Origin of the sequence: Rhizobacter sp., from assembly GCF_046595475.1 — a bacterium.
Taxonomy (GTDB): domain Bacteria; phylum Pseudomonadota; class Gammaproteobacteria; order Burkholderiales; family Burkholderiaceae_C; genus Rhizobacter.
Genome location: NZ_JBKJOQ010000029.1, coordinates 13,835 through 33,801, shown reverse-complemented (window position 1 = coordinate 33,801; position 19,967 = coordinate 13,835). Strand labels below are relative to the sequence as shown.

The 19,967-nt window shown below is 62.5% G+C and carries 14 protein-coding genes and 3 tRNA genes; 12 read left to right on the top strand and 5 right to left on the bottom strand.

The features are described 5' to 3' along the window. The first annotated feature begins 23 nt into the window (after positions 1-23). Entirely contained in the window at positions 24-1,568 is a 1,545-nt protein-coding gene (locus AC30QB_RS05460) for a 2-isopropylmalate synthase (RefSeq protein WP_489545172.1), read from the top strand. A 158-nt stretch (positions 1,569-1,726) separates the two neighbouring features. Next, positions 1,727-2,842, top strand: a complete 1,116-nt coding sequence (pbpG, locus tag AC30QB_RS05455; protein WP_489545171.1) for a D-alanyl-D-alanine endopeptidase — start codon at positions 1,727-1,729, stop codon at positions 2,840-2,842. Between the two features lie 67 nt (positions 2,843-2,909). On the opposite strand, the gene AC30QB_RS05450 is transcribed toward pbpG, so the two are convergent. From AC30QB_RS05450 to hpnC, 4 genes are read right to left on the bottom strand one after another with little or no spacing between them, the layout of a single operon-like run. Then, positions 2,910-3,680 carry an IclR family transcriptional regulator gene (locus AC30QB_RS05450; protein ID WP_489545170.1) on the bottom strand — a complete coding sequence of 257 codons (771 nt, stop codon included), beginning with the start codon at positions 3,678-3,680 and terminating at the stop codon, positions 2,910-2,912. Between the two features lie 54 nt (positions 3,681-3,734). Continuing rightward, positions 3,735-5,045, bottom strand: a complete 1,311-nt coding sequence (gene hpnE, locus AC30QB_RS05445) for a hydroxysqualene dehydroxylase HpnE (RefSeq protein WP_489545169.1) — start codon at positions 5,043-5,045, stop codon at positions 3,735-3,737. Continuing rightward, positions 5,009-5,845 carry a presqualene diphosphate synthase HpnD gene (gene hpnD / locus AC30QB_RS05440; protein ID WP_489545168.1) on the bottom strand — a complete coding sequence of 279 codons (837 nt, stop codon included), beginning with the start codon at positions 5,843-5,845 and terminating at the stop codon, positions 5,009-5,011. Before hpnD ends, hpnE begins: the two co-directional genes overlap by 37 nt. Beyond that, complete coding sequence (gene hpnC, locus AC30QB_RS05435) at positions 5,842-6,699, bottom strand: squalene synthase HpnC (protein WP_489545167.1); 858 nt, start codon at positions 6,697-6,699, stop codon at positions 5,842-5,844. Before hpnC ends, hpnD begins: the two co-directional genes overlap by 4 nt. A 159-nt stretch (positions 6,700-6,858) precedes the next feature. On the opposite strand from hpnC, the gene AC30QB_RS05430 reads away from it, so the two are divergent. From AC30QB_RS05430 to AC30QB_RS05390, 9 genes are all read left to right on the top strand, one after another. Further along, on the top strand, positions 6,859-7,998 hold the full coding sequence (locus AC30QB_RS05430; RefSeq protein ID WP_489545166.1) for an efflux RND transporter periplasmic adaptor subunit: 1,140 nt from the start codon (positions 6,859-6,861) through the stop codon (positions 7,996-7,998). Between the two features lie 11 nt (positions 7,999-8,009). Beyond that, positions 8,010-11,156, top strand: coding sequence for an efflux RND transporter permease subunit (locus tag AC30QB_RS05425; protein ID WP_489545165.1), 3,147 nt, complete (start codon positions 8,010-8,012; stop codon positions 11,154-11,156). A 75-nt stretch (positions 11,157-11,231) separates the two neighbouring features. Further along, positions 11,232-11,318: transfer RNA gene (locus AC30QB_RS05420), tRNA-Leu, on the top strand. A gap of 30 nt (positions 11,319-11,348) precedes the next feature. Continuing rightward, positions 11,349-12,656 (top strand): trigger factor, encoded by a 1,308-nt coding sequence (gene tig / locus AC30QB_RS05415; RefSeq protein WP_489545164.1) that lies wholly within the window; start codon positions 11,349-11,351, stop codon positions 12,654-12,656. 146 nt (positions 12,657-12,802) lie between these two features. Further along, positions 12,803-13,429 (top strand): ATP-dependent Clp endopeptidase proteolytic subunit ClpP, encoded by a 627-nt coding sequence (gene clpP, locus AC30QB_RS05410; RefSeq protein ID WP_489545163.1) that lies wholly within the window; start codon positions 12,803-12,805, stop codon positions 13,427-13,429. Between the two features lie 127 nt (positions 13,430-13,556). Further along, a complete protein-coding gene (clpX, locus tag AC30QB_RS05405; protein ID WP_489545162.1) occupies positions 13,557-14,825 on the top strand; it encodes an ATP-dependent Clp protease ATP-binding subunit ClpX in 1,269 nt (422 codons plus the stop codon). Positions 14,826-14,934: 109 nt separating this feature from the next. Then, positions 14,935-17,358 (top strand): endopeptidase La, encoded by a 2,424-nt coding sequence (gene lon / locus AC30QB_RS05400; protein ID WP_489545161.1) that lies wholly within the window; start codon positions 14,935-14,937, stop codon positions 17,356-17,358. A gap of 108 nt (positions 17,359-17,466) precedes the next feature. Beyond that, positions 17,467-17,542, top strand: a tRNA-Gly gene (locus AC30QB_RS05395). 88 nt (positions 17,543-17,630) lie between these two features. Next, positions 17,631-17,704, top strand: a tRNA-Cys gene (locus AC30QB_RS05390). Between the two features lie 70 nt (positions 17,705-17,774). Here AC30QB_RS05390 and AC30QB_RS05385 read toward each other — a convergent pair. Continuing rightward, positions 17,775-18,395: a hypothetical protein gene (locus AC30QB_RS05385; RefSeq protein WP_489545160.1), complete on the bottom strand. Its 621-nt coding sequence runs from the start codon at positions 18,393-18,395 to the stop codon at positions 17,775-17,777. 226 nt (positions 18,396-18,621) lie between these two features. Between AC30QB_RS05385 and AC30QB_RS05380 the strand changes: the two genes are divergently transcribed. Further along, positions 18,622-19,938: a UDP-N-acetylglucosamine 1-carboxyvinyltransferase gene (locus AC30QB_RS05380; protein WP_489545159.1), complete on the top strand. Its 1,317-nt coding sequence runs from the start codon at positions 18,622-18,624 to the stop codon at positions 19,936-19,938. The last annotated feature ends 29 nt before the right edge of the window (positions 19,939-19,967 follow it).

The following is a 19,967-nucleotide window of genomic DNA, read 5'->3' as shown; positions in this document are numbered from 1 at the left end:
CGGACAGTACCCAGGAGACAGCCATGACCACCGACAAACTGATCATCTTCGACACCACCTTGCGTGACGGCGAGCAATCCCCCGGCGCATCGATGACCAAAGACGAGAAGCTGCGCATCGCGCGCCAGCTAGAGCGACTAAAGGTCGATGTGATCGAGGCCGGTTTTGCGGCATCGTCCAATGGGGACTTCGAAGCCGTGAAGGCGATCGCCCAGGCCATCAAGGACTGCACCGTCTGCTCGCTGGCGCGTGCGAACGACCGCGACATTGCGCGCGCTGCCGAGGCGCTGCAAGGCGGCAAGTCCACGCGCATTCACCTGTTCCTGGCCACCAGTGCGTTGCACATGGAAAAGAAGCTGCGCATGACGCCCGATCAGGTGTTCGAGCAGGCGCGCTTGTCGACGCGCTTTGCGCGCAACCTGTCGGGCGACGTCGAGTTCTCGCCCGAAGACGGCTACCGCTCTGACCCCGACTTCTTGTGCCGAGTGCTCGAGGCGGTGATTGCCGAAGGAGCGACCACGATCAACATCCCCGACACCGTGGGCTACGCGATCCCCGAGCTGTACGGCAACTTCATCCTCGATCTACGCAACCGAATTCCCAACGCCGACAAGGCCGTGTGGTCGGTGCACTGCCACAACGACCTTGGGATGGCGGTGGCCAACTCACTGGCCGGGGTGAAGATCGGCGGCGCGCGCCAGATCGAATGCACCATCAACGGCCTAGGCGAGCGGGCCGGCAACTGTGCATTGGAAGAGGTGGTGATGGCCGTGCGCACACGCAAGGACTACTTCGGCTTGTCGCTCGACATCGATGTCTCGCAGATCGTTCCGGTCTCGCGCTTGGTCTCGCAGACCACCGGCTTTGTGGTGCAGCCCAATAAGGCAGTGGTGGGTGCCAATGCCTTTGCCCATGCCTCTGGCATTCACCAAGACGGAGTGCTCAAGGCGCGTGACACCTATGAAATCATGCGGGCCGAAGACGTGGGCTGGGCAGCCAACAAGATCGTGCTGGGCAAGCTGTCGGGGCGCAACGCGTTCAAGCAGCGACTACAAGAGTTGGGCATCGAGATGCACTCTGAAGCCGACATCAATTCGGCGTTTGCAAGGTTCAAGGAGCTGGCCGATCGCAAGAGCGACATTTTCGACGAAGACATCCTCGCCCTGGTGATGGACGAGTCGGTCACCGCCGAGCACGAGTACTACCGGTTGCTTTCATTGGCGCAGCACTCCGAGACGGGCGAGCGGCCCCACGCCAAGGTGGCGTTTGCCGCCGGTGAAACCGAGCACCATGCCCAAAGTGAAGGCAACGGTCCCGTCGATGCCAGTCTCAAAGCCATCGAGTCAAAGCTGAAATCTGGCGCTGAAATGCTGCTCTATTCGGTAAATGCCATCACCTCGGGAAGCACAGAATCGCAGGGCGAGGTGACGGTACGGCTGCAACACGGTGGGCGTGTCGTCAATGGCGTGGGTTCTGACCCCGACATCGTGGTTGCGTCAGCCAAGGCCTACCTCGCAGCGTTGAACAAGCTGCACAGCAAGAACGAGCGCGTCGCTGCACAGGGGTGATATTTGTCACACACCTGACAACTCCTTAGTCTGAGTTGAGAAAAACGGCGCAAGTTTTTGATCTTGCGAGGTTTTTTTCTTTCACCTACACTTGGGCGACCGAGCGTCAAGGGGTTGTTGTGGTGGTGGTACTTACACAAAAGTCAGCGTCGTCCGTCATGCGTGGTTTGATCGCGCTGATGGTTGCCTTCTGCCTGCCTTTGTCGGCAGGGGCTGCTGTCAAGCCAGCCAAGAAGCGCGCAGCTGTTGTGTCCAAGGCGTCGGGCGTCAACGCCAAGGTGGTCGTGGTGCGTGGCGTCAAGCGCACCAGCCTGCGCTCGCGGGCCGTGTTCGTTCCGGCCAAGCCTTCGTTCGGCCAGGTCTACGGCCTGCATGGCACCACCGACCCGCTCGACCTGAAGTCCAGCGTCGCGCTGGTCATGGACCAAGAGACCAACGAGGTTCTCTTCAGCAAAAATTCGCAGGCGGTGTTGCCGATCGCATCACTGACCAAGCTCATGACCGCGCTGGTCGTGACCGAAGCCAAACTGCCAATGGACGAGGTGCTGACCGTCACCCAGGCCGATGTCGACACCGAAAAGGGCAGCCGCTCGCGCCTCACCGTGGGCACCCAGCTCACGCGTGGCGAGATGCTGCACCTGGCGCTCATGTCTTCAGAGAACCGCGCGGCACACGCGCTGGGTCGTACCTACCCGGGTGGCCTCGATGTGTTCGTGGCCGCGATGAACCGTAAGACGGTCGACCTGGGCATGGCCAACACGAAGTATGTGGAGCCCACGGGGCTGTCGAGCCACAACCAGTCGAGCGCCCGCGATCTGGCGACCCTGGTCAATGCCGCGCACAACTACGCCGTAATCCGTGAGCTGTCGACTTCGCCTGAGCATCAGGTGGCGGTGGGTCGCCGGCAAGTTCAATTTCGAAACACCAATGGCCTGGTGCGCAACCCCGAGTGGGACATCAGCCTGCAAAAGACCGGCTACATCAGCGAGGCAGGCCGCTGCCTGGTGATGCAGGCCAAGCTGGCGGGTCGGCAGCTGATCATGGTGTTCCTTGATTCCGCCGGCAAGTATTCGCGAATTGGCGACGCCGAGCGCGTACGCCGCTGGGTGAGTGAGTTGCCCGTGGCGATCAGGCCGGCAGCGGCAGCCGTCGTATTACCTGCCGCCGTGCAAGCGTCCCCGGTGATCGTGGTGCCGGCAGCGGTGTCCCTGCCGGAAGCGGCACCTGCCGCCAGCGAGCCCGTCGTGCTCGAAACGCCAAAGCTCACCTCCTGATCTACATACCCGTTTCCCAAAGCAAAGAGCCCGGCATGCCGGGCTCTTTGCTTTGGCGGGCCACAAGCTACACACCGCGATGCCCCAGCGCAGATGAAATCTGCGAAGCAGTCGACTTGAGTCGCTCCAGCCAGCCTTCTTCCAGCCGATCGGCGGGCGCCGAGATCGACAAGCCGGCCACCAGCTTGCCCTGGTCGTCGAGGATGCCCGCTGCCATGCAGCGCACGCCCAGCTCCAGCTCTTCATCGTCGCGCGCGGTGCCGTACTGCAAGACTTTGGAGAGCTCGCGCTCGAGCATGCTCACATCGGTGATGCTGTTGCGTGTGTGGCCGGCCAGGCCGGTGCGGGTGGCGTAGGCCCGCACACGTTGCGGGTCGTCATGGGCCAGAAAGAGCTTGCCCACGGATGTGAGGTGCAAAGGCGCGCGGCCGCCCACCGCGCGCACGACCTGCATGCCCGAGCGCTCGCTGTAGGTGCGCTCGATGTAGACGATCTCGTCTCCTTGGCGCATCGACAGGTTGACGGGCTGGTGGGTGAGCTTGTGCAGCTCGCGCATGGGGCCCAGTGCGGCATCGCGCACGTCGAGGCGAGCCTTCACGAGGTTGCCCATCTCCAGCAGGCGCATACCCAGGCGATAGCTGCCAGCCTCAGGTCGGTCGACGTAGCGGCCGACCGTCAGGTCGTTCAGGATGCGGTGGGCCGTGGAAGGGTGTAGGCCGGTCTGTTCACTGATGAACTTCAGCGACACCGGATCCTGGTGCGTCGCCAACAGATCCAGCAGCGAGAACATGCGCTCAAGCACCTGGATCGCGGGCTTTTGATCCTCTTTGCTTTTCATGGAAAGCATTTTGACGCAGTTTCGCAAAATTTTGCATCGCGAAACCCATCTGCATCAGTCGACAGCTGCGGCGGCCGCCACGCCAGACCGCATGGCGCCTTCCAACGTGGCGGGGTAGGGTCCATCGACATAGTCCCCGGCCGCGAACAGCTGCGGCATCACGCGGCTGCCGGGCCGCTGCAGCTGTGGCGTGCAGAGGAAGGTGGCGCGTTTCTCGGTGGTGGTTCGCACAGCAATCAGCGGCGCGCGCAAATGTTGACCGAGGGCCGCCTGCGCCTGGGCGAGTGCCGCGGTGGTCACGGCTTCGATGCCCTGCGCCACCCAGGCCGCAGCGCCACTCACGACCAGCGCGAGCACGCCATCGAGCCCACCGATGACGCCGAGGTCGAACACGAACTGCGCCGGGCGCTGTGCGTCGCTGTGCAGCGCCATCATGGCTTGCGGCAGGCGCGTGCCGGTGCTGTAGGCGTAAACGGTGACGATGGGTTCATAGCTCAGCGCGCCCGCCGCGCGAGACCACTCGGGGGCGTGGGCGAACGTGAGGCGAGCGGCTTCGTTGGCGGTGCAGGCCAGCACCACGTGGTCGGCCGCTTCTGCGTTCACCAGCCAGCCTTCGGCGGTGCGCTGGAGCGATTCAGCCCGTGTCGCGAGTTTGAGCGTGGCCCCTTGGTTCAGCAGCCACTGGGCTGCAGGCTGCGGCCAAAGATCACTCAAGCGTTGACGTGGCAGCAACAGATCTGCCGAGCCTGGGCCTGAGAACAAGGCGTCTTTCAAGACGCGCAAGAACACGGTGGCGCTGGCCTGAGTGGCAGGCGTGTTCAGCGCGGCTACGCACAAGGGATCGAGCAACTCTTCTCGCACTGCTGCAGGCAGGTGCATGGTCAGCTGCGCGACGGTGAGGCTCGGGTCGCAGCGAAACCGCTGTAAGGCCCAGCGCGTGGCCGTGATGAGCAGGGCCAGTTTCTCGCGCCAGTGCCAACCTGGATAGCGCAGCACCGCGTTGCCGAAGGCTGTGATCGGCGAGCCGGCTTTCAACTGCAAGCCTTTTCCGTCGGGATAGGTGACGCGCAGTGGCATGCGCAGCAGTGCTCGCTCCATGTCCACCCCCACCAGCCGCATCAGCGACAGCGTCTGCGTGTAAGCGCCAATGAGAATGTGCTGGCCGTTGTCGAGCACGGTGTCGCCGAAGTCGACTTGCCGTGCGCGGCCACCGAGCTGCGGCGCCATCTCGTAGAGCGTGACGCGGTGGCCGCGCCGCGTGGCTTCGACTGCAGCCGCCAAGCCGGCCCAACCGCCCCCCACAACGGCCACGCGCCGCGACACCCCCATCAGCGGCCCCGCCAGTTGGTGCGCATTGCGATCCACAGCTTGCGAAGCGGCGTGAGCGAGATGCGTTGGTGCAGCACCTGGAAGTTCTCGGCCTCGATCTCGCGCAGCAGCGTGCGGTAGATGTTGGCCATCATCAAGCCGGGCTTCTGGCTGCGGCGGTCGGTGTCGGGCAGCAAGGCAAATGCTTCGTCGTAGCAGCGGTGTGCGCGCTCGGCCTGAAAGCGCATGAGCTGCGTGAAACGATCGCTGTAGCCGCGGTTGAGAATCTCCTGCGCTTTCACGTCGAACTGTTGCAGCTCCGACACCGGCAGGTAGATGCGCCCGCGTCGGGCGTCGTCGCCTACGTCGCGAATGATGTTGGTGAGCTGCATGGCCAGGCCGAGCTTGTGTGCGTACTGCACCGTCTCGGGCTGGGTGCGCCCGAAGATGCCCGAGGCCACTTCACCCACCACCCCCGCCACCAGGTGGCAGTAGCGGGCGAGGCCGGGGTAGTCGAGGTAGCGTGACTGCTCCAGGTCCATCTGGCAGCCTTCGATCACGGCAGCCAGGTGTTCCACGCGGATGTCAAACGTAGCTGTATGCGGCATCAGCGCTTTCATCACCGGGTGGCTGGGTTGCCCACCGAAGCTGGTGGCGATTTCCTTGCGCCACCAGGCCAGCTTGGTGGCGGCCACACCGGGGTCGTGTGTCTCGTCTACCACGTCATCGACCTCGCGGCAAAACGCATAAAACGCCGTGATGGCTGCGCGCCGCGGCGGGGGCAGGAAGAGGAAAGCGTAGTAGAAGCTGGAGCCGCTGCGCGCTGCCTTGTCTTGCACGTACTGCTCGGGCGTCATGGCTGGGCCTCGCGCAGCGACGATTGCGCTGGGGCTTTCATGCGTACGGCGCGCCACAACAACACAGGCGCGTCGTACCAACGCAACCGGGGTCGCGTGATCAGGCTGCTGTGGTTCATGTGCTCGATTTTTTCGATGATGCGCAAGCCGCCTTGCACCACCAGGCGCAGCTCCCAGCCGGTGCGGCCGGGCAGGGCGTGAACCAGCGGCGCCCCCGCAAGCATCATCCCTTTGGCCCAGGCCGTCACATCGGCGACCAAGGCACGCGTTGAGGTGGTGTCTTGACCGGAGAGCAATGCGGCCAGCGGCACGCCGTGCCGCGCGCAATCCGAAAGCGGTACATAGGCGCGGCCGCGCGGGGTGTCGACGCTCAGGTCTTGCCAGAAGTTGATCAGCTGCAAGGCACTGCAGATGTCGTCTGACTGAAGCACCTGCCGCTGGCCTTGCACGCCATACAGATGCAGCAGCAGGCGGCCCACGGGGTTGGCTGAGCGTCCGCAGTAAGCGAGCAGCTCGACGCGGTCGGCATAGGTGTTCTGGCGCACGTCTTGCTCGAAGGCGCTGAGCAGGTCTTCCAGCAGTGAAATGGGCAGGGCATATCGATCGATGGCCTGCTTCAAGGGCATGAACACGCGCTGCCAACGCGGGGCGGGTGGCTTGCCGGCCACAGCGGCGTGAAGCTCGGCACGGTAGGCGCTCAAGTCGGCCAGGCGCTGCTCAGGCGCCGCATCGCCCTCGTCGGCAAGGTCGTCGGCGGTGCGCGCGAACCAGTAGATCGCGGCCACGGCAGGGCGCAGCCCGGGCGGGCACAACACCGAGGCCACGGGGAAGTTTTCGTAGTGATTGACGCTCATGAGGGCTTGATTTCGAGCGCGCATTGTCGCCCTGCTTGGCTTTGCCAATTGCGACACGGGCGCCGCTGCAAGAGTGTTTGACACCCCGGGATCACCCGAATACATTACTGACCAGTCAGTCAGTTGCGCCATCTCTACCGCCTAAGTCGAAGGACTCCCATGCGTTCCACCCTGCTCATCTCCATGCTTGGCCTTGCGGTGTTGGCCGCCTGCTCCAAGGCCGAAACGGCATCGGCGCCGGTGCGCGCCGTGCGCACCATGACCGTGGCAACCGACTCCGCGGGCGCCAGCTATGAATACGCTGCCGAGGTGCGGGCGCGCACCGAGTCTCGCCTGGGCTTTCGGGTCGGCGGCAAGATCGTGCGCCGCACGGCCAATGTGGGTGACGTGGTGAAAGCCGGTCAAGTGTTGGCGCAGCTCGACCCGCAAGATCTGAAGCTGGGCCAAGAAGCCGCCCGCGCTGGCCTTGTTGCTGCGCAGGCCAACTTCGATCAGACCGCTGCAGACTTCAAGCGTTTCAAAGAGCTGCGCGACCAGGGCTTCATCAGCTCGGCCGAGCTCGAGCGCCGCGAGACCGCGTTGAAGTCGGGTCAGGCGCAGCTGGATCAGGCGCAGGCACAGGCCAGCGTGCAGGGCAACCAGGCTGCGTATGCCTCGCTGGTGGCCGACGCCAACGGCGTGATCACGGCCGTGGACGCCGAGCCCGGCATGGTGGTGGCGGCCGGCGCATCGGTCGTGCGCCTGGCGCATGAAGGCCCGCGCGACGTGGTGTTCAACGTGCCTGAAGACAAGGTCAACCAGATCAAGGCCTTGGCGGGCCAGCCCGGCAAGCTCAAGGTGCGTTTGTGGGGCGCCAACGCCGAGCTCTTGCCGGCGCACATCCGCGAGATTGCAGCCGCTGCAGACCCCGTGACGCGCACCTTTGCGGTCAAGGCTGACCTGGGCTCATCGCCGGCGAGTGCCGCGGTGCGCTTGGGCCAGACCGCTACCATCGTGGCCGACATGCCCAAGGTGTCGGGCATCACCAAGCTGCCGCTGTCGGCCTTGCGTGAAGAGCAAGGCAAGACGGCGGTGTGGGTGGTCGACAAGGCGACGATGACGGTGTCGTCGAAAGACGTGCAGATTGCCGGTGCCGAGGGCAACGAGGCGGTAGTGATGGCTGGCCTGGCGCCTGGCCAGCTGATCGTGACGGCCGGTGTGCACGTGCTCAATTCCGGCCAGCAAGTGAAGTTCTATGTCGACCCCACCGCGCCGCCTGCGGCCACGGTGGCCACCAGCACCCCGGTCTCGGTGAAGTAAGAGAGGCTGCTGTGAGCACCACCCCCACCGACACCCACGAAAACAAGAGCGCCTCGCAGCGTTTCAACATCTCCAAATGGGCGCTTGAACACCCCGCGCTCACGCGCTACCTGCTGCTCGTCTTGCTGCTGTTAGGCCTGGCTGCCTACTTCCAACTGGGCCAGGACGAAGACCCACCCTTCACCTTCCGTGCAATGGTGGTGCGCGCCTACTGGCCCGGCGCCACGGCGCAGCAGGTGGCCGACCAGGTCACCGACAAGCTTGAGAAGACGCTGCAAGAGGTGCCGTACTCCGACAAGATCCGCAGCTACTCCAAGCCGGGCGAGACGCTCATCATCTTTCAGCTGAAAGATTCGACGCCGCCCAAGGAAGTCCAGCAGATTTGGTACACGGTGCGCAAGAAGATCAGCGACATGCGCGCCACGTTGCCGGGCGGCGTGGTGGGCCCGTTCTTCAACGACGAGTTCGGCGACGTGTATGGCTCGATCTACGCACTGTCCAGCGACGGCTTCACCTACGGCGAGCTGAAAGACCACGCCGATCAGGTGCGCCAGCGCCTGCTGAAGGTGAAGTACGTCAACAAGGTCGAGGTCTTCGGCGCGCAAGATGAAAAGATCTTCATAGAGATTTCGCAGAAGCGCCTCGCACAGTTGGGCCTCGACTTCAACGCCGTGCTGGCGCAGCTGGGCCAGCAGAACGCAGTGGAATCGGCGGGTGTCATCAACTCGACCACCGACTTCGTGCAGGTGCGCGTGGGCGGCCAGTTCAACTCGGTGGAGCAGCTGAAGCTGTTTGCCATACGTGCCAACGGTGCGAGCTTCAAACTAGGCGACATCGCGCAAGTGAAGCGAGCCTATGTTGACCCGCCGCAGGTGAAGGTGCACCACCAGGGCAAAGAGGTGATCGCACTCGGCATCTCGATGGGCAAGGGCGGAGACATCATCGAAATGGGCAAGTCGCTCAAGGTGGCCACGCAGGCCATCAAAGATGATTTGCCCGCCGGTTTGGAGCTGTACCAGTTCCAGAACCAGTCGACCGTGGTCGCCACGTCGGTGGGTGAGTTCGTGGGCGTGCTGATCGAGGCCGTGATCATCGTGCTGGCGGTGAGTTTCATCAGCCTGGGCCTGCACTTCAAGCCGCTGCGTCTCGATTGGCGGCCTGGCATGGTGGTGGGCATCACCATTCCGCTTGTGCTCGCCATCACCTTCGTCGCCATGTACTACTGGGGCGTGGGGCTGCACAAGATCTCGCTAGGCTCGCTGATCATCGCGCTCGGGTTGCTGGTGGACGACGCCATCATTGCTGTCGAGATGATGGTGCGCAAGCTCGAAGAAGGCTACGACAAGGCGCGCGCCGCCACCTTCGCGTATGAGGCCACGGCCATGCCCATGCTCACCGGCACGCTGATCACCGCGGTGGGCTTCTTGCCCATAGGCCTGGCGCAATCGACGGTGGGCGAATACACCTTCGCCATCTTTGCCGTCACGGCCGCGGCGCTGCTGATCTCATGGCTGGTGTCGGTGTACTTCGTGCCTTACCTGGGCACGCTGCTGCTCAAGACCAAGCCGCATGCCGACAGTGACCAGCCGCACGAGCTGTTCGACACGCCGTTCTACGCGCGCTTTCGCGCACTGGTGAACTGGTGCGTGGCTCACCGCTGGATCACCATCGGCCTGACCGTGGGCACATTGCTGCTCGGCTTGTTCGGCATGGGCAAGGTACAGAACCAGTTCTTCCCAGACTCCAACCGCCTCGAAGTGCTGGTTGACCTGTGGTACCCCGAAGGCACCTCCTACGCGGCCAACGAAGCCCTGACCAAGCGGGTCGAAACACGCCTGATGAAGCTCGAGGGCGTCAACCACGTCACCACCTGGGTGGGCAGTGGCGTGCCGCGCTTCGCCTTGGTGCTCGACCAGATATTCCCGCAGAGCAACGTGAGCCAGATCGTGGTGCTGCCCAAGGACTTGAAGGCCCGCGAGCGCCTGCGCAAGCTGCTGCCCGAGTTGCTGGCCACCGAATTCCCGGAGGCACGCGCGCGACCCAAGCTGCTGCCCAACGGGCCGCCGGTGCCTTACCCGGTGCAGTTCCGCGTGGTCGGCCCCGACCCTGGCAAGGTGCGCGCTTATGCCGACGAAGTGAAGGCCATCATGCGCACCAATGCCAACATGCGCGGCATCAACGACAACTGGAACGAGTCGGTGAAGGTGCTGCGCCTGGAAGTTGACCAAGACAAGGCTCGTGCGCTTGGCGTCTCCAGCCAAGCCATCGCCCAAGCAGCCCGCACCATGAACAGCGGCACCACCGTCGGCCAGTACCGCGACGGCGACAAGCTGATCGACATCGTGCTGCGCCAGCCGCTGGAAGAGCGCAACGCGCTCACCGATCTTGGCAACGCCTACGTGCCCACAACCACGGGTCGTAGCATCCCGCTGGGTCAGATCGCCAAGGCCAGCTTCGTGTGGGAACCGGGTGTGCTGTGGCGCGAGAACCGTGACTACGCTGCCACGGTGCAGGGCGACATCATCGACGGCCTGCAAGGCGCCACGGTGACCGAGCAGCTGAACCCGCTGTTCAACGCCATCCGCGCCAAGATGCCTCAGGGTTATCGCGTGGAAGTGGCAGGCGCGGTGGAAGAAAGCAGCAAGGGGCAGGGCTCGATCGCTGCCGGCTTGCCGATTGCGCTCTTCATCATGTTCACGCTGCTGATGCTGCAGCTGCAAAGCTTCAGCCGCTCGGTGCTGGTGTTTCTAACCGCGCCTATGGGCATTGCGGGTGTGGCCGGCGCCTTGCTGCTGCTGAACCGGCCGTTCGGCTTTGTGGCCTTGCTGGGGGTGATCGCACTGGCCGGCATGATCATGCGCAACTCGGTGATCCTGATCGACCAGATCGAGCAAGACCGCGAGCGCGGCGTGCCCACCTGGAACGCCATTGTCGAAGCCGCGGTGCGCCGCTTCAGGCCGATCATCCTCACGGCCGCGGCTGCGGTGCTGGCCATGATCCCGTTGTCGCGCAGCGTGTTCTGGGGCCCGATGGCGGTCGCCATCATGGGCGGGCTGATCGTCGCGACGGCGCTCACGCTCCTGGCTTTGCCGGCGATGTATGCCGCCTGGTTCCGGGTCAAACCGGCCGATCAGGAGCGAGTGGCCGCAAGCAGCTAAAATCCGCGGTTCCTCGAAATCGCCCAACCGAAAAGGGGTCGCCGTGGCGACCCCGCTTTTCTTCTTCTGACACCCGCGCGGGTGGCGAAATTGGTAGACGCACCAGGTTTAGGTCCTGACGCCAGCAATGGTGTGCGGGTTCGAGTCCCGCCCCGCGCACCAGCAACACGAAACCAGAGAGTCCAGAGAATCATGGCTGTCACTGTTGAAACCCTCGAAAAGCTCGAACGCCGCATCACGCTGACGCTCGCCGCCGACACCATCAACAACGAGGTGCAATCGCGCCTCAAGCGCCTTGCGCGCACCGTCAAAGCCGACGGCTTTCGCCCCGGCAAGGTGCCGATGAGCGTGGTGACTCAGCGTTATGGCTACTCGGTCCAATACGAGGTCATGAACGACAAGGTCGGCCAAGCCTTCCAGCAGGCCACCAACGAGGCCAACCTGCGCGTGGCCGGCCAACCGCGCATCACCGAGAAAGAAGCTGCACCTGAGGGCCAGATGGCCTTCGACGCCACCTTCGAGGTCTACCCTGAGGTGAAGCTCGGTGACCTGGGCACCGCTGAAGTCGAGCGCGTCAGCACCGAAGTGACTGAAGCCGCCATCGACAAGACGCTCGACATCCTGCGCAAACAGCGCCGCACCTTTGCGCAGCGCCCGCAGGCTGAGGCAGCGGGCGAGGGCGACCGCGTCACCATCGACTTCGAAGGCAAGATCGACGGCGTGCCCTTCGACGGCGGCAAGGCCGAGGGTTTCCAGTTCATCATCGGCGAAGGCCAGATGCTCGAAGCCTTTGAGAAGGCCGTGCGAGGCATGAAGACCGGCGACTCCAAGACCTTTCCTCTGCAATTCCCTGAGGACTACCAGGGCAAGGATGTGGCCGGCAAGGAAGCCGACTTCATGGTTACGCTGAACAAGGTTGAAACCCAGCACCTGCCGGAAGTGAACGAGGCCTTGGCCAAGGGCCTGGGCATTGCCGACGGCACGGTGGACGCGTTGCGCGCAGACATCAAGCGCAACCTTGAGCGTGAAGTGAAGTTTCGCGTGCTGGCCCGCAACAAAGCTTCGGTGATGGACGCCGTGGCCAAGACTGCCGAGCTCGATCTGCCGACGGCGCTGGTCAAGAACGAGACCGATCGCATGGTCGAGAACGCGCGCGCCGACCTGAAGAAGCGCGGCGTGAAAGATGCCGACAAGGCGCCTATCCCCGAAGAAATCTTCACTCCCCAAGCCGAACGCCGCGTGCGCTTGGGTCTGGTGGTTGCCGAGCTGGTGCGCGCCAACAACCTGCAAGCCAAACCCGACCAACTGCAAGCCCACATTGAAGAAATGGCGCAGAGCTACGAGAAGCCGGCCGAGGTGGTGCGTTGGTACCTGAGCGACCGTCAGCGCATGGCGGAAGTCGAAGGCGTTGTGATCGAGAACAACGTCACGGACTACGTGCTCTCCAAGGCCAAGGTCACCGACAAGGTGCTGCCGTTCGACGAGTTGATGGCCGGCTGACGGGCTGACTGTTCGAGCCTCGAAAGGGCGTCAGGCTGCAAGGCTTGGCGCCCTTTGCATTTGTTCGGCTTGTTTCTGTGGCGCCACTCTTGACGCGACATAATCAGACCCAACCTGTACCCATCACTTCTTCAAGGACGCATCGCATGAGCGCGCTGGACACACAAGGTTTGGGCATGGTGCCCGTCGTCATCGAACAGTCGGGCCGCGGCGAGCGTGCTTACGACATCTACAGCCGCTTGCTGCGCGAGCGGATCATCTTCCTGGTAGGCCCGGTGAACGACCAGACTGCCAGTTTGGTGGTGGCTCAGCTGCTCTTCCTGGAGAGCGAGAACCCTGACAAGGACATCCACTTCTACATCAATTCGCCAGGTGGTTCGGTTACCGCCGGTATGTCGATCTTCGACACCATGGAATTCATCAAGCCCGACGTCTCGACCATGTGCGTGGGCATGGCTGCCAGCATGGGCTCCTTTCTGCTGATGGCCGGTGCCAAAGGCAAGCGTTTCTCGCTGCCCAATGCGCGCGTCATGATTCACCAGCCTTCGGGTGGCGCGCAAGGCCAGGCCACCGACATTGAGATCCACGCACGCGAAATTCTGAAGACCCGTGAACAGCTGAACAAGATCTACGCCGAACGCACCGGCCAGCCACTGGAAAAGATCCGTTCCGACATGGAGCGTGATTTCTTCATGGACCCCGAAGAGGCCAAGACCTATGGCCTGATCGATCTGGTGGTGAACAAGCGTGCGGGGCCGGCCGCCGCCGGCTGAATCAGCATTTCGACAGGGCGAGGCCCGTAACTGCGATCTAAACGGGGCCTTTATTACCGCCAAGGCCCCGTTTTCTTTTGCTCTATCATTCACTCAGCCTCTTCTACGCCCTAGCGCGCACCCATTCATGGCCGAAAAAAAAGGCTCCTCCAGCGAGAAAGTTCTTTACTGCTCCTTCTGCGGCAAAAGCCAGCATGAGGTGAAGAAGCTCATCGCGGGCCCGTCAGTTTTCATCTGCGACGAGTGCATAGAGCTTTGCAACGACATCATTCGCGATGAGGTTCCGGCCGACACGCCCGAAGCGCGTGCTGCCAAGTCTGATTTGCCTGTGCCTAGCGACATTAAGGCCAGCCTCGACCAGTACGTGATCGGCCAAGACACAGCCAAGCGAACACTGGCGGTCGCGGTCTACAACCACTACAAGCGCCTGAAGCACATGGCCACCACCAAAGACGAGGTGGAGCTGTCCAAGAGCAACATCCTGCTGATCGGCCCCACCGGCTCAGGCAAGACCTTGCTGGCTCAGACGCTGGCCCGTTTGCTCAACGTGCCTTTCGTGATCGCCGACGCCACCACGCTGACCGAAGCCGGCTATGTGGGTGAAGACGTTGAAAACATCATCCAGAAGCTGCTGCAGAACTGCAACTACGACGTTGACAAGGCTCAGCGTGGCATCGTCTACATCGATGAGATCGACAAGATTTCACGCAAGGCCGACAACCCGTCGATCACGCGAGACGTGTCGGGCGAGGGCGTGCAGCAAGCGCTGCTGAAGCTGGTGGAAGGCACCATGGCGTCTGTGCCCCCGCAAGGCGGGCGCAAGCACCCGAATCAAGACTTCTTGCAGATCGACACGACCAACATTCTTTTCATCTGCGGTGGCGCATTCGACGGGCTGGAGAAAGTGATTCAAAACCGCTCCGAAAAGTCGGGCATCGGTTTCGGCGCCACGGTACACACCAAGAGCGAGAAGCGCGTGTCCGAAGTCTTCCGTGAAGTTGAGCCCGAAGACCTGATCAAGTTCGGCCTGATCCCCGAACTGGTCGGCCGCCTGCCGGTGGTTGCGACATTGGGCGAGCTGACCGAAGACGCGATGATCCAGATTCTCACCGAGCCGAAGAACGCGTTGGTTAAGCAGTATCAGAAGCTCTTCGCCATGGACGGCGTGGAACTCGAAATCCGCCCGTCGGCCCTGGCTGCCATCTCGCGCAAGGCCTTGGCCCGCAAGACTGGCGCCCGCGGCCTGCGCTCGATCATGGAGCTGAGCCTGATCGACACCATGTTCGAATTGCCCACACTGGACGGTGTGGCAAAGGTCGTGCTCGACGAGCACACCATCGAAGAAAACGCCAAGCCCCTGTTGGTGTATCGCGAGCAAGCCAAGGCCAGTGCTTGAGCCCTCGCAGCTGAGACTGAGGATCCTTAATGGCCCGTGCGCTGTAAGGCGCGGGCATCTTGCAAATAATCGCTCGGGCCTTATGTGGGCTTGAGAAAGAGAGGTTCCAATGTCCGGACATCCCGTTTTGCCTGCTGAACCGATCACGATGCCGCTGCTGCCGCTGCGCGACGTGGTGGTGTTCCCCCACATGGTGATCCCGCTGTTCGTGGGTCGCCCCAAATCCATCAAGGCCCTTGAGGCGGCGATGGAAGCAGGCCGCCAAATCATGCTGGTGGCGCAACGCGCTGCTGGCAAGGATGAGCCCAAGCCCGACGATATGTTCGAAGTGGGTTGTGTCTCCAGCATCCTGCAGATGCTCAAGCTGCCCGACGGCACGGTGAAGGTGCTGGTTGAAGGCATCCAGCGTGCCAACACGCATTCGATCAGCGACAACGGCGAGCATTTCATGGCCGAGGTGACGCCCGTGCCCCCCGAGGTCGATGCCAAGCCGGAAGTCGAAGCCCTGCGCCGCGCCGTGACGCAGCAGTTCGACCAATACGTCAAGCTCAACAAGAAGATCCCGCCGGAGATCCTCACCTCAATCGCGGGCATCGATGACGCGGGCCGCCTGGCCGACACCATCGCGGCGCACTTGCCGCTGAAGCTCGAAAACAAGCAGTCGGTGCTCGACCTGTTCGCGGTCGACAAGCGGCTGGAAAAATTGCTTGAGCAACTCGAGCACGAAGTTGACATCCTTCAGGTTGAAAAGCGCATCCGCGGCCGTGTGAAGCGCCAGATGGAGAAGAGCCAGCGCGAGTACTACCTGAACGAGCAGGTCAAGGCCATCCAGAAGGAACTCGGTGACGGCGAAGAAGGCGCCGACATGGAGGAGCTGGAAAAGAAGATCGTCGCTGCCAAGATGCCGAAAGAGGCTCGCAAGAAGGTCGATGGCGAGCTCAAGAAGCTCAAGCTCATGTCGCCCATGTCGGCTGAAGCCACTGTGGTGCGTAACTACATCGACACGCTGATCAACTTGCCTTGGACCAAGAAGACCAAGATCAAGTACGACCTCAAGCACGCCGAAGAAGTGCTTAACGAAGACCACTACGGCCTCGACAAAGTCAAGGATCGCATCCTTGAGTACCTCGCGGTGCAGCAGCGCGTCGACAAGGTCAAGGCGCCTATCCTGTGCCTGGTCGGCCCTCCTGGCGTGGGCAAGACCTCGCTTGGGCAGAGCGTGGCGCGCGCCACCGGCCGCAAGTTTGTCCGCATGGCGCTGGGCGGCATGCGCGACGAGGCCGAAATTCGCGGGCATCGCCGCACCTACATCGGCTCTATGCCGGGCAAGGTGCTGCAGAGCCTCTCCAAGGTCGGCACGCGCAACCCGCTGTTCTTGCTCGACGAGATCGACAAGCTGGGCATGGACTTCCGTGGTGACCCGTCTTCGGCGCTGTTGGAAGTGCTCGACCCCGAGCAGAACCACACCTTCAGCGACCACTACGTCGAGGTCGATTTCGACCTGAGCGACACGATGTTCATCGCGACTTCGAACTCGATGAACATTCCGCCAGCATTGCTTGACCGGATGGAAGTGATTCGCCTGTCGGGCTACACGGAAGACGAGAAGCTCAACATCGCCACGCGGTACCTGTTGCCCAAACAGTGCAAGAACAATGGCGTGAAAGACGAAGAGATGGAAGTCGCCGAGTCGGCCGTGCGCGGGATCATTCGCTACTACACACGTGAAGCCGGTGTGCGTTCGCTCGAGCGCGAGATTTCCAAGATCTGCCGCAAGGTGGTGAAGGGCATTCAGCTCAAGACCTACACCGAGAAGGTGGTGGTCACCGATGAGAACCTGAACGACTTCTTGGGTGTGCGCAAGTTCAACTACGGCCAGGCCGAGAAGACCAACCAGGTCGGGCAGGTCGTGGGCTTGGCGTGGACTGAAGTGGGTGGCGATCTGCTGACCATCGAGACGGCCGTGATGCCGGGCAAGGGCAACATCATCCGCACCGGCTCGCTGGGTGACGTGATGAAAGAGTCGGTCGAAGCCGCGCGCTCCGTGGTGCGCAGCCGCTCACGCCGCCTGGGCATCAAAGACGAGATGTTCGAGAAGCGCGACATCCACATCCACGTGCCCGACGGCGCCACCCCCAAGGATGGCCCGAGTGCCGGTGCGGCGATGACCACAGCCTTCGTATCGGCGCTGACGGGCATTCCGGTGCGCGCTGATGTTGCGATGACGGGTGAAATCACGCTGCGTGGCGAGGTCACTGCCATCGGTGGCTTGAAAGAGAAGCTGCTGGCCGCTCATCGCGGTGGCATCAAGACGGTGCTCATTCCTGAAGAGAATGCCAAGGACCTTCAGGACATCCCAGAGAACGTCAAGAACCACCTCGAGATCGTGCCGGTGAAGTGGATTGACCAAGTGCTGGAGATCGCGCTTGAATCCATGCCGCAAGCTCTGCCAGAAGATGAGCCAGTTAAGGTCGACGCTGTGAAAACCGAAGCCGTGGTGGCGCCGGTGAGCGCGGAGTCGCTGAAGCATTGATGTTCAGCGATCCGGGCTTGCCTGCCCAGGTTTTTCCGGCCTATAATGCGAGCTTCGGTTAATTCAGGCAGGCTTCAAAAGAGCAGCTTATTTTGATCGAGGCACTAAGCGGGAGTAGCTCAGTTGGTAGAGCGCAACCTTGCCAAGGTTGAGGTCGCGAGTTCGAATCTCGTCTCCCGCTCCAGATCTAAGAGAAGGAAGCTTCGGCTTCCAGCGGTTTTGAAAGGGAAGCTTCGGCTTCCCTTTTTGCCAAGAGATTTGAGTTTTACAGAGGCGCGATAGCAAAGCGGTTATGCGCCGGATTGCAAATCCGTATAGCCCAGTTCGACTCTGGGTCGCGCCTCCAGACATCGCCTCCAACGCAGGCAGCAAAAAGCCCCGAAACGTCGGGGCTTTTTGCTTTTTGGTGCTCGGGCTTACTCGAACGTTTGCACTGCAACGAGCTTGCCGTTGCCAGGCTCAAACTCGCACCGGTAAGTAAATTGAACCAGGTTCATGCCGGCTGCTCGCTGCACAGCGCCCAGGCCTTCCAGACTGGATCGGCCGGCGGGCGCAGGCCGCAGTTGCCGAGAGTCGGAGCCGAAGGCGATACGGCCCACGCGTGGGTGCTTGGTCTTGAGGGCTGCGGCAACCGCAGCTTCGCAAGCCTCTGGCGACACACTCGCCAAGTCGGGTTGCCAAGGCTTCTCTTCGGTGGCGCGCAGGCCGCCAGCGTCGCGGAAAACGATGCCCGACGTCGCGCCGGTCGTGGTGTTGTAGGCGCAGCCGTAAGTGAAGGGCATGGAGGCACCGCTTGCATTGCGGTATCGGCCGCCGCCCTTCACGTCGGTGTCGTCACCGGTGGTTGGGGCCAGCACCCGTTTGTCTTTGTTGAATTGCACGTCTTGTGCGTCACGCCCCCGCATTTCTTTGATGGTCTCGGTGACGGCTGTTTCGCAGCTGTCGGCCGCTTTGCCGGCGTCGGGCGGGGTTGCCGCCAGGGCGGCTGCCGAGCAGAGGGAAAAAGCGACCACAAGGGGAAAGGTTCGGGTTTTCATGCCTGTCAATTGCTCAAAAGAAACTGCGCCCATGTTGTCGGGTTTCGTTGCCATGGGCAATAGACCCACTACCTATGCCCTGAGTTCACCGCGGCTTCACAAATGGCTGCGCATGCTTCATTCCCTCTTCGCAGGCCGCGCCCATGCTCGCTCTCAAGCCACCCAGGTCGGGGGCACCCAGCCAGGAGCCAAGCGCGTGTCACCCAGTCAGTGTTTGCAACAAGCAGTGCAGCCGCACAGTACCACTAGCCTCATCGTTCACGGTGGTGCAACGCTGTCGGGTCGGCTGGTGCCATCGGCCAACAAGAATGCGGTGCTGCCCATCCTGTGTGCCACCTTGTTGACGCGCCAGCCGGTGCTTTTGCGCGGCATGCCCGACATCACCGATGTGCGCAAGATCCTCGCAGTGTTTGAGCAAATTGGCAGCGAGGTGCATGCTGATTTCGAGAGCGGCATCGTCTCCATTCACCATCGGCACACGTTGTTTGACGTGCAGCAGCATCGACTGCCACAAGAGATGCGCTCGTCGATCATGCTCGTGCCGCCGTTGCTCGCGCGCTTCGGTGCGGCCCGCATCGAGAACGACGTGAAAGGTTGCACCCTGGGCGTGCGCGAGATCGACCCGCACGTCGAAGTGCTGCAGCGCTTCGGCGGTCGTGTGGAGCGTTGCAGCGATGCCCTGGTCGTGCGCAGCGACGGCCCGCTGCGCGCGACGCAGCATTGGCTCGACTACGCCTCAGTCACTACCACCGAAAGCTTCGTGCTCTGCGCCGCATTGGCCAGCGGCACCTCGACGCTGACCAACGCCGCCTGCGAGCCGCATGTGCAAGAGTTTTGTGCCTTCATGCGCCAGCTCGGCGCGCGCATCGAGGGTATCGGCACCTCGCGGCTCACCATCGAAGGTGTCGACGAACTGGGCGGCACCGAGTTCCGCTTTACCGAAGACTTTCATGAGATCGTGACCTTCCTCGCGCTCGGGGCCATCACCGGTGGTGCGGTTGTTGTGCGCAACTCATCGCCCGAGCATTTCCCCCTGATCGACCGCTGCTTTGCCAAGTTTGGTGTGCAGGTCACGCACCGCGATGGCTGGTCGCATGCCCGCGTACCCGACCGGCTGCGCGTGACCGAGCCCTTCACTGTCAACATGCTGCAAAAGATCGAGGCCGCGCCATGGCCGTATTTGCCGGTAGACCTGTTGCCCATCTTCATTGCGTTGGGCGTCAAGGCCGAGGGCAGTGCGATGTTCTGGAACAAGGTCTATGACGGCGCCATGGGTTGGACGTCAGAGTTGTCAAAGTTCGGGGCACATACGTTCTTGTCAGACCCGCACCGGGTGATCACATTCGGTGGCAAGCGCTTGGTGGCCGCTGAAGTGGAGAGCCCCTACATCATCCGAGTGGCGATTGCCCTGCTGATGGTGGCGGCCAGCATTGAGGGTCGCTCGGTGATCAAGAATGCGGCACCGATACGCCGAGCCCATCCAAAGTTCGTGGAAAACCTGCGCGCGCTGGGGGCAAACATTGAGTGGAAGGTCGGGGCCTAGAGATCAGAATCGGGGTCATCTTCCACGCC